The following is a 10,181-nucleotide window of genomic DNA, read 5'->3' on the forward strand; positions in this document are numbered from 1 at the left end:
GAGAAATCAGACAGCCACACAGCAGTTCGACGAAAGTAGCGCGAGAACGCATGGGTACAGCGGTAAGTAGATGGGTAATCCAGCTTGACAGGCAATGACGGACAGTTTGAGCGTAGGACATAGGAAGCCAATTGAGGAGTAAGAACTCCTTCATTGGTCTCCGCCCTGCGTACGCCAAAAACCCGCGTATGCAGGGCGGAGACCGCGCAAACCTTCCTTCTGTCAAGTGATTTTTGCTCATTTTGTGAATAATTTCACGCCTCGTATCGCTACTTTTTTTCTGCCTTAATGGCAGCCTTTTTGATGCTGAATGTCTAAACTTGAGTTAAGTTTCTTCAATCTGATCTATTATCAGGTTCCTTCGGCTTGCCGAATGTGTAATACCACCGGTAAAAACTTCTCTTGGCCACTTCGACCATTACCAGATAGATCACGACCATCGCTGCTAGAATGAAATAGAACTGGGCGGGCGGTGGAACGAAACCGAAGTACGTCCCTAAAGGAGTAAAAGGAAAGATAGCAGCAATCACCACGACAGCGAGGGAAGTGACGACCAGGACAGGGTGGGCGCGGCTTTTGAATGGATTGCCGCGGGTGCGAATAATGAAGATTACCAATACTTGAGTGGATAGAGACTCAACAAACCAACCAGTTTGGAACAGCATTTCGTCAGCCTTCAGCACTGTGAGCATGACATAGAAGGTTAGGAAATCAAACGCCGAGCTGATAGGCCCGATCACCAGCATGAAATTACGGATAAAATTTATATCCAACTCCCTTGGTTTGCGGAGTTCTTCAGGATCCACTTTATCCAGGGGGATCGGCACTTCGGAAAGGTCGTACAAAATATTGTTGAGCAATATTTGGGTTGGCAGCATTGGCAGGAAAGGCAGGAATAGTGCCGCGCCGGCCATGCTAAACATGTTGCCAAAGTTGGAACTGGTGCCCATCATGATGTATTTCATTATATTGCCGAAGGTGCGTCTACCTTCTAATACACCGTCATGCAAAACATTTAGGTCATGGTCCAGAAGAATCATGTCGGCCGCTTCCTTAGCGACATCGACTGCGGAATCTACCGACAGACCTACATCTGCTGAGTGAAGTGACGGAGCATCGTTAATGCCATCCCCCAGATAACCTACTACATGGCCGCGTGCTCTGAGTGCTAATATCACGCGATTTTTTTGGGAGGGATTGACCCGGCAAAACAAGTTTGCATTTTCAACTCTGATCCGCAAGGCCGAATCATCCATCTGTGCAATTTCTTTGCCAGTTAATACCCCTGTTACCGGAATATTCAACTGAGTGCAGACATGTTGTGTCACCAGTTCACTATCACCAGTGACAATCTTGACAGTTACGCCACTCTCCTTGAGTGCGGCGAGTGCGGCGCTAGCGCTCTCCTTGGGTGGATCGAGGAAGCCCGCAAAACCTGCAAATACGAGTTCTGCTTCGTCACTGATTACAGCATGGGGATGATTCAACGGAACTTCGCGCCAGGCAATGCCTAGTACACGGAAACCCTCTTTTTCGAGATCGGCATATTTTCCGTGTATCTGTTCCCGTGCAGCCTGGTCTAGTGCAATTTGGGCTTTATTATCCTCTGTCTCATAGCAAGTGCAGAGACCGATAATCTCCTCAGGGGCACCCTTGACCACCAACAATCGACTATTACCTTTGTCCAGCAAGACCGACACACGCCGCCTTTCAAAGTCGAAGGGAACTTCGTCGATCTTCTTCCAGGCGCTCACGTCGATATTTTCGTGGCTAAGAATTGCCTCATCGAGTGGACTTTTCAGACCTGTCTCGAAGAAGCTGTTGAGATAGGCGAGTTCCAGCACTCGCGCACTAGAATTTCCTTGTGGATCTACATGCTGCTGCAGTCGGATTTTCGCTTCGGTCAGCGTGCCGGTCTTATCCGTGCAAAGGATATCCATTGATCCCAGGTTCTGAATGGAAGGAAGGCGTTTGACGATTACTCGTTTCCTTGCCATGTAAAGTGCGCCCCGTGCCAGGGTTACAGACACCACCATCGGCAATAGTTCCGGCGTCAGGCCCACAGCAAGCGCCACTGCAAATAGAAATGACTCCAGCAAGGGTTTATGCATGAGTGCATTTACTAGCAAGACGAACAGTACCAATAGGATGGTCAAGCGCATAATGAGCAGACCGAAGCGGTGTGTACCGATCTCGAAGGACGTTGGTGGTGGCTGACGGGTAATGCTATCGGCGATAGCTCCGATCGCGGTGCAAGCACCTGTTTTGACCACCAGCATTCTGGCACTACCGCTGATTACTGAGGTGCCCATGAACACGGCGTTAGAAGCACCCTGTAGATCGCTAGTATCGGCAGCAGGTGTTCCTGGTCTTTTCTCCACCGGGTAAGGTTCGCCAGTCAGCAGTGCCTGTTTCACGAAAAGATCATGCGCTTCCAGCACGAAGCCATCCGCTGGAACCATATCTCCTGCGGAGAGCAAAGCGATGTCGCCAGGAATCACGTCAGTTACCAATACCTCCAATGGTTTATTGTCACGTATCACTAAGGTCCGCAATGAGACTGAGCGGCCCAAGCTTTCCGCTGCTTTGTTAGCACGGTGCTCCTGAACGAAATCTAGCGTTACGCTAAATAGCACCATTACCGTGATAATGAGAAAGTTGATCATTTCACCGGTAAATGCTGAGATCGCGCTGGCTACAAGAAGGAGGATGACCAGTGGATTTTTGAAGCGGGAGAGAAACTGCAGCAATAAGGACCGCTCCTGGTGATCACGGATGAGATTGGGGCCAAATTTGCTAAGACGAGACAGAGCCTCGGTATTGGATAATCCGTTGGAATTACTGGCTAGTTCTTTCTGGCATTCTGAAAGAGGTTTGAGCCACCATGCTTGATTATCTGGAACTGTTGCCATCATGCCATCTCATCGTTAACCCGGAACTCGATATTATTCATAGTACTCCAATTAAAGTGTGTGATATAGGATTGCATGTCTATATGTAATGATCAGATGAAGTCGGACACATTGCCGAGTCCCTTTTACAAATTCTATAAAATTGTCCTATCGCCAATTATCGTAGGATAATTGAGGTGGTGATAGCTTATATCTAAAGCTTTTTCACATAAGGATTACATAATGCAAACTACGAATAATCAACTGAACTCACCATCAACTTTTAAGTGGTTTATGATTTTTGGTGTTACCTTTCTTTTGGGAGGTATTGCTGTCTTGATTGTGCCAGCAGCAGCGAGTATTGCAATTGAGTTATTACTGGGATGGTTATTTTTTGTGGGAGGGTGTACTCAACTGGTGGCTGCGTTAACTGTGCGGAAAAATAAACTGTTCTGGTTTAAGCTTCCGTGGGCGCTTCTTTTTGTATTAGTTGGATTATGGTTAATATTGCGTCCAGTTGAAGGTATACAAGCATTAGCTTTTATTATTGGACTACTATTTTTAGTCGAAGCGATAATGAAAATTGTATTTTCCTGGCGATGGCGTAATGTCTCTAAAATTGGTTGGGCACTACTAAGTGGAATATTATCTTTTGTAATTGCAATGATATTGTTAACCGGTTGGCCGCAACAATCTGCAATTTTTTTAGGTATACTTGTTGGCATCAATTTATTAGTAAATGGCATGGTGGCCTTATTGTTAGGCTTTAAAATTATGGAAATTGAAAATGCCTAGCGTTGCGAGTCATTGTTTTTGGAATTGAGGTCTGTTGACAAAGGTGAAATCTAACGGATTAAGCAGCGTTGTTAAAAAATTCTCGCTCGAACTCGATCGGGGTTTGATAACCCAATGCCGAGTGTGATCGGCGACCGTTATAAAAAGCCAAATAATCGATTACGCTCAATTTCGCTGCTTCTTTAGTTTTTAATTTTTCGTAATTGAGTTGTTCATGCTTCAGGCTACGAAAAAATCGTTCGGTCGGTGCATGAGATGTGTTGTCAAATATGGAGTCCATATTTAACAACACATCTCAGAATCCTTGATAAAGCAATTTGACAACAAAATGCCTCAGCCCTATTTCAACTACACCACTAACCGCCAGATACTTCATGTGATCCCTGTCGGAATAAGAGACCGTGTTGAAGTAGTTGGCGATCCCGAGAATTGTTCTTATGAGTGGATAATCTATACACCGGAAGGTGTCCGTGAACATTCAGATATGAGTTATGGAAGCCCCGAGATAGCACTACGCGATGGTTTGATCACTTATTCTATCGCCGGAAACCCGTGAAAGCGTTCCGTGACGTCTTAAAGGCCATTAAATGCTGTGAGGACAATAACTTCAGCAGCGAATCCCGTGCCGCCCTCACTCAAGCTGCAGAATGTGCTTCTACCGTCAGTAAAAGCTATCCGCTATAACTGGCCGATACTTACACAGGTACAAGCGCCAGATTGTCGATTTTAAGGCCGCCTGTACGATCACAAGAGTGGGTTAAAAAATCCGTTCGAGCTGCTCTATTCTGAATATATGGCCGCAATTGGCAGTGCCAAATGAGTAAACAGGATTGCCAGTTAATCACAAAATCAGTGGGTAAGGTTGTGGAAAACTATGCTATATCCTGACAGGTTAACATAAATTAGCGGTGCCTCAATTATAGACAGTTAGTGGTTCACTCTCATGCCCTGGAAGATGGGTTCCAGCAGCTGCCCATATGTATCGGAAATGTCGTGGTGTTGGTGAGCATCAAAGCAGCTCACCTTAATAATCAGAACTATATTATTACTCAATCACATTTTTGTGACGATACTATTTAACGTGAGTTCGACATTAGAATCACCACACCACAGCTGGAAGAGCCTGAGAAAATCTAATATTAAGGGAAGGCTTCTTCTCGTGGAAGGTGTAAGCCACTAGCCCGGCTATCAAATTAACAAAGAAGTTAAATGGGCTGCGATGGCGGGAATGTTCGATTTGTGAGATGTTTTTCAATTGATCGTTGACAGTCTCAATGATCGAGCGTTTACGCAACAAGAGTTTGTCAAACAATGGCAATAGTTTGTTTTTCATGTTCTTACGCACCTTGGTAACGAGTTGCACACCTTGCTCCCAGAGTTGCTCAAAGAGCGGCGGAGAGATGTAACCACGGTCACCCAATAGTTTCCCAAACAAAGAGTGCGCCAGCTCCGGTACCAGATCACGGTCGTCGATATTGCCCGCCGTGATTTTCACTCCCAGCAATTCCCCTTGGTCATTGATGACCAAGGGCAACTTGAACCCATAAAACCAATCCACGCTAGTCTTTCCCAGGGCAGCAAACTCTGCCATCACTTTATGCGACCCAATGCGGCGATTGTGGCACACACTGATCTTGGTCGAATCAATAAAGCTGATCCCACTGCAGCGCCCAAAGCGGCTAACCAGAAAACAGCACAAAGGCATCAGGCTACCTGGCAGCAGCTCAACAAAGCGGTTGTAACTTACTAACCCCGGATAATAGGGCCGCTAATATCCTCAACACCTGGCCCAGATAATAGGACTTAAGTCCGGTAACCCGACAGATGAAACCCCACCAGGATTGTCATGATTTCGCTTAGACACAGTTCCCTTGGCCGCCGACGTCGCTTCAGCGCCAACTCCAACAAGCACTGCTCCCACCACGGTTCAAACCTCTGACAAAAGTCGTCAATCGCACAAAAAATCGCTATAGTATCCATAAGAATCTGGCTCCTCTCGTGGTGAAACCCTTTTCCAAAATAGCTTCGTCATAATAAGACTTCATACCCCAATAAGGAATTCAGGTTCTTTTTGCTGCTTTTCTTACGCCGAGCTCACGTTAATTATTTCTCGCTAGCTAGTCTGTCGCATTGAGGGCACGCCACTTGATCATCGCAACTTTTATGGCGTCATTCAAGACCAGACACGACACCATAGCATAAGCAAAAATCGCGAGTATTTGCCACCAGGGTATTGGCATGAGCCCTGGGAGACCTATGAACGTCAGGACGGTACCTGTGAGTGCAACTACTACAATGGCCATCAAGAGCGTCTTGCTGGGCATCGTCGCCCAAAAGAAGTGACGTTCCCGGGCGGACACGATGGAAAACACGGCCATGTAGAGCAGTGTCAGAAAGCTGAAGGTGTAGAGGGCGTTGTCGTTGATCGCCAAACCGAAATGAGACCAGCCGATCCACAAGAGGAAGAGCGACTCCGCGACCATCGCGACACCGAGCACCACGGAAACCGTGACGAACCCCCCGATGTTCCATGTCTCCGGTTGATTGGAAGGTCGAACGTGGTCGGTCGCCAGGGCGATCTTGGCGAAGTCCGTCATGAAGACTAGCAGCAGCATGGCAAAGGCGGAAACGACAAACTTGCCGGTTACCACGAACGCTATGGCGACGAAGGCCGCCTTCAGGATCGTCCTACTGATCTTGTTGATGATCCAGGTCAGAATGCGCTGGTAGATCGTTCGTCCCTGCTCAACCAGTGCCACGATGTTCGTCAACCCTGGTTCGGTCAGGACGACGCTCGCGGCGCCCTTGGCAACATCAGTCGCAGTGCTGACGGCAATGCCCACTTCAGCCTGGCGCAGTGCCGGCGCATCGTTCACGCCATCGCCGGTCATGCCGGTCACGTGCCCCGCAGCCTGCAGATGTTGCACCACGATGTACTTGTCCTCCGGATAGACTTCGGCGAAACCATCGGCGCCCGCCAACAGGTCAACCGCCTCGTTGTCGGCCTGTGCTGCCGTGGCCTTGAGGTCCGCCACGCGCCGGATGTTGGGCAATCCTACTCCGTGGGCGATTTCACTTGCGACCGCCAGTGCGTCGCCGGTGAGCATCTTTACCGGAACGCCGAGGTCGTGCAGTGTGGCGATGAGTTGCCTGGCATCCGGTCGTGGCGGGTCATATAACGTCACCAATCCGAGCAATGTGGGGCTACCTGTCGCAAGACCGCGCGCGACCGCCAGGGTCCGATAGCCCTTCAGGGCCGATTCGCTGACCCGCGTTTCCAACGCTTCTATCGCCGGAAGCTGAAGTCCGCAGGCTTCGGCGACGGTACGCACAGCGCCTTTCATCACGCGCAGCCGCTGGCCGTTCTGTTCGATCACGGCTTCCGTGCGCCGGTTTCTAGCATCAAACGGCGCGAAGGAGATGGGCGTGACCGCAATTGAATTAGCAAAGACGTGCCGCTCTTTTGCTGCGGCCAGGAACGCCAGGTCAATCGGATCCTGGTTGGCTTCCTGAGACGCCAGTGCACCGACGAATAGTACGTCGGCTTCCGTCGCGTCATCGAGCGGCATCACGCCGGTAACGGCCAATTGGTTCATGGTGATGGTGCCCGTCTTGTCGACGCACAGCACATCCATCGTCGCGGCATCCTCCACAGCACTGAGACGGGTGACCAGCACGCCGCGTTTCGCCAGTTCCTTCGACCCGACGGCCATGCTGACCGTGAACATGACAGGCAGAGCGACCGGCACCGCGCTCATCAGCAGCACGAGCATGAGCGGAACCACCTCAAGGAGTGGCGCACCGCGAATCAAGGACAGTACGAACACCACGGCCAACAGCACGCCAACGATGACGAAGAGCCAGCGGACCACCTTGGCTACCACCGCTTCGATGTGGAGTTTCGGGCGCGCCTTCTGCACGAGTTCCGTGGTGCGACCAAAGTAGGTCTGCGCCCCGGTCAGCATTACCACGCCGTTGCCTTCGCCGCGGCGGATGATGGATCCCGACGATAGAACTTCGCTCGGAGCTTTGTCGACATCCTGTGACTCCCCGGTAAGGGCCGACTGGTCGATGCTCACCCCCCCGGCGAGGAGTTTCATATCAGCCGGGATGATGTCGCCGGGACGCACGCGGACGATGTCGCCGGGAACCAGCTCGCGGGCGGGGACGAGCTGCCAGCTTCCCTCGCGTAGCACCCGGGCGCTGACCTGCAAGTGTCGGCGCAGAGTTTCGACGACGCCGGCCGCCCGATGCTCCTGCATAAAGCCCAGCACGGCATTGACCACCAGCAGCGCGCTCACCACAAGCAGATCCGAGTATTTCCCGAGGATAGCCGACAACACCATGATCAGTTCCAGCATCCACGCCGACACGCCCCAGAACTTGCCGAGAAACATCAGAACCGGGTGACTTTTTTGTTCGACAATCTCGTTGTAGCCGTGCGTCTGCCGACGGCTGTCCACCTCGGCGTGGGTAAGGCCTGTTTCTGAGTTTACATCAAGCGCCACGAGCGTGGCAGAAACAGAGACGAAGGCAATGTCAGGAGGCTTAGCAGTGGTTGGCATGGTTAATGGGAGACCATAACAAATTCACTCTAATTTGTTCACCCTGAAAATTCTCTAATGGAAAACCCAGATTGAATAAACAAGCGCAAATTACTTCCAATAAAGCAGGAAATAGTTTGGCCATTTCACTATAGATCGGGTCCACAAATAGATTGAATTTCATGTGTTTTTTAGGTCTGATGACGCATGAAAAAGGACGATGCAAGAAAGCTCGGTCCGGCGGAGCAACACGAGCACGTCAGAGCTTACTTCCAAGATCCCCTCGTCCAATATACCGTTTGTAACAATTTGTGGGCCCGGTCAATAATGGATGATCCTTTTGGCTTGTTCAAACTTTTACATTTAAATCAAAAGTGTTTCATGATTTTCTGCCAGAAAGAGAGCTTGGGTGTTTCTTTGCATTCTATAACAATCACGGGAACAAGCCTGTCTGTTTTATCGACATCGAGTACATATTCAATCGGCTTGTCCTTTTTGTTGAAGCCCTCAGCCCAGTAGACCACTTTTGGTTTTAACACATCGTCAAGCGCCAGAAACTCCTCGCATGTTATGTTGGCCGGTTTTGGAATTGCTGCCGTTTTTGGAGTTGCTGCCGGCTTCTGAGTTTCTGCTGAATGTTCCTTTGTTTTTTTCAGAAAAGAATGCTTGGGTGTCTTTTTACATTCTGTAACAAGCACGGGAACTAACCTGTCTGTTTCAACTACATCAAGTCCAAAGTCAGTCGGCTCGCCTTTTTTGTTGAAGCCTTCAGCCCAATAAACCACTTTTGGTTTTACCACATCGTCAAGCGCCAAAAATTCCTCACATGTCATCTTGGCTGGCTTGTGAGTTGCCCCCGCCAAGACCGGAGTGGTCACGGTTGCAGACAGCAACACACCACTCAGAACAGCCATCGTTACGTTGATTTTCATTTTCATCTCCTATTCACAACAGTTAAAATATATCGAGACAAATTGTACGTTGACTCGGCGAAGGGGAGCAGCGTCTTATCTGGCACCATTCCGTTTTTCCTTGCATCACGATGTTTGCTAATTGAATAACTACTCCCGCCCGCCGTGCCAAGTTGCCGATAATCCTGAATGAGCGGCGACTTGTGTCGCGCCGGTCGTCTCGAGGATGCTCTTGGCCTTGGCCACTTCGTCCACTGTGCCGTGAGCGATGACGAGGAACTTGTCGGACTTGAGGGCCGTCTCGTACTGCACGACGCTATCCTTGGAAATGCCAATGCTGTACAGCCCGGCGCCCAATGCACTCAAGCCACCCACCACCACAGCGCCTTCCAGTGCTCCGACAATCCAACCCACCAGCGGACCGAACACGACAAGGGGACCGATACCTGGGATCATGAAAAACGCCGACCCAAACAGCAAGCCCCAAAAGCCGCCCCAAAAAGGCCCCCAGTTTGCCCCAGATCTTCATGCGGTCACCGGCGTTATAGTAGCCGACGACGTGCTCTTCGGTGTGATAATCCTTGCCCACGATGGACAGTTTCTTCATGTCGAATCCCGACCGCTGGAGTTCTTTGATGCTCGCTTCTGCCTCGGTGTGGGAGTTGTATATCCCAACTACAGCGCTATTTTCAGCCATGGTTTTCCTCCTTGTTATGGTCTTGTGTGATACGCCTCGGATCCAGAGCCACCGAGTCGTGCTCTTTGCTATGTCTCCACCATTTCATTTACCCTTCACGAATCTTGACATCTGTCGGGGAATATCCAACCCTGCAATATTCTCTGCTTCCAGTCCAAACCTGTCTGTGCACCAGCGTACATAAGACGGAAACAGGAATAACAGATCAAGGAGCCGTCACTCGATGCCTTCTATCGACCCGTTGCAATTGACCTGGTTTAATGAATCCGGACATTCCAGTTAAGAGAAAATAGCTTAACTGGAGAAAGTAATGGTAATGAGGAAGCAATATACAAAGGAATAC

At 49.8% G+C, this 10,181-nt stretch carries 6 protein-coding genes and 2 pseudogenes; 1 reads left to right on the forward strand and 7 read right to left on the reverse strand.

Going from position 1 to position 10,181, the window contains the following annotated elements; translation table 11 throughout:
* Positions 1-335 precede the first annotated feature (335 nt).
* Positions 336-2,915, reverse strand: coding sequence for a magnesium-translocating P-type ATPase (mgtA, locus tag BLP80_RS13500; RefSeq protein ID WP_256325111.1), 2,580 nt, complete (start codon positions 2,913-2,915; stop codon positions 336-338).
* Positions 2,916-3,134: 219 nt separating this feature from the next.
* Between mgtA and BLP80_RS13505 the strand changes: the two genes are divergently transcribed.
* A complete protein-coding gene (locus tag BLP80_RS13505) occupies positions 3,135-3,686 on the forward strand; it encodes an HdeD family acid-resistance protein (protein ID WP_090544092.1) in 552 nt (183 codons plus the stop codon).
* Between the two features lie 58 nt (positions 3,687-3,744).
* Here the strand turns inward: BLP80_RS13505 and BLP80_RS13510 are convergent, their stop codons facing one another.
* The 6 genes and pseudogenes from BLP80_RS13510 to BLP80_RS16735 all read right to left on the reverse strand — a co-directional run.
* Positions 3,745-3,966: an IS3 family transposase gene (locus BLP80_RS13510; RefSeq protein ID WP_090544094.1), complete on the reverse strand. Its 222-nt coding sequence runs from the start codon at positions 3,964-3,966 to the stop codon at positions 3,745-3,747.
* 819 nt (positions 3,967-4,785) lie between these two features.
* Positions 4,786-5,666 (reverse strand): annotated as a pseudogene (locus tag BLP80_RS13515) (IS982 family transposase).
* 137 nt (positions 5,667-5,803) lie between these two features.
* Positions 5,804-8,251: a plasma-membrane proton-efflux P-type ATPase gene (locus BLP80_RS13520; RefSeq protein WP_090544096.1), complete on the reverse strand. Its 2,448-nt coding sequence runs from the start codon at positions 8,249-8,251 to the stop codon at positions 5,804-5,806.
* A 347-nt stretch (positions 8,252-8,598) separates the two neighbouring features.
* The gene (locus BLP80_RS15750) at positions 8,599-9,162 is read right to left on the reverse strand and encodes an HdeA/HdeB family chaperone (RefSeq protein WP_176754378.1); all 564 of its coding nucleotides are present in this window, start codon (positions 9,160-9,162) and stop codon (positions 8,599-8,601) included.
* A 129-nt stretch (positions 9,163-9,291) separates the two neighbouring features.
* Complete coding sequence (locus BLP80_RS15980; protein WP_218120459.1) at positions 9,292-9,597, reverse strand: hypothetical protein; 306 nt, start codon at positions 9,595-9,597, stop codon at positions 9,292-9,294.
* A gap of 133 nt (positions 9,598-9,730) precedes the next feature.
* Positions 9,731-9,838: pseudogene (locus tag BLP80_RS16735) on the reverse strand (hypothetical protein); the annotation flags it as partial.
* Between the last annotated feature and the right edge of the window lie 343 nt (positions 9,839-10,181).

The sequence above is a fragment of the Nitrosomonas sp. Nm132 genome, assembly GCF_900100485.1.
Taxonomy (GTDB): Bacteria; Pseudomonadota; Gammaproteobacteria; order Burkholderiales; family Nitrosomonadaceae; genus Nitrosomonas.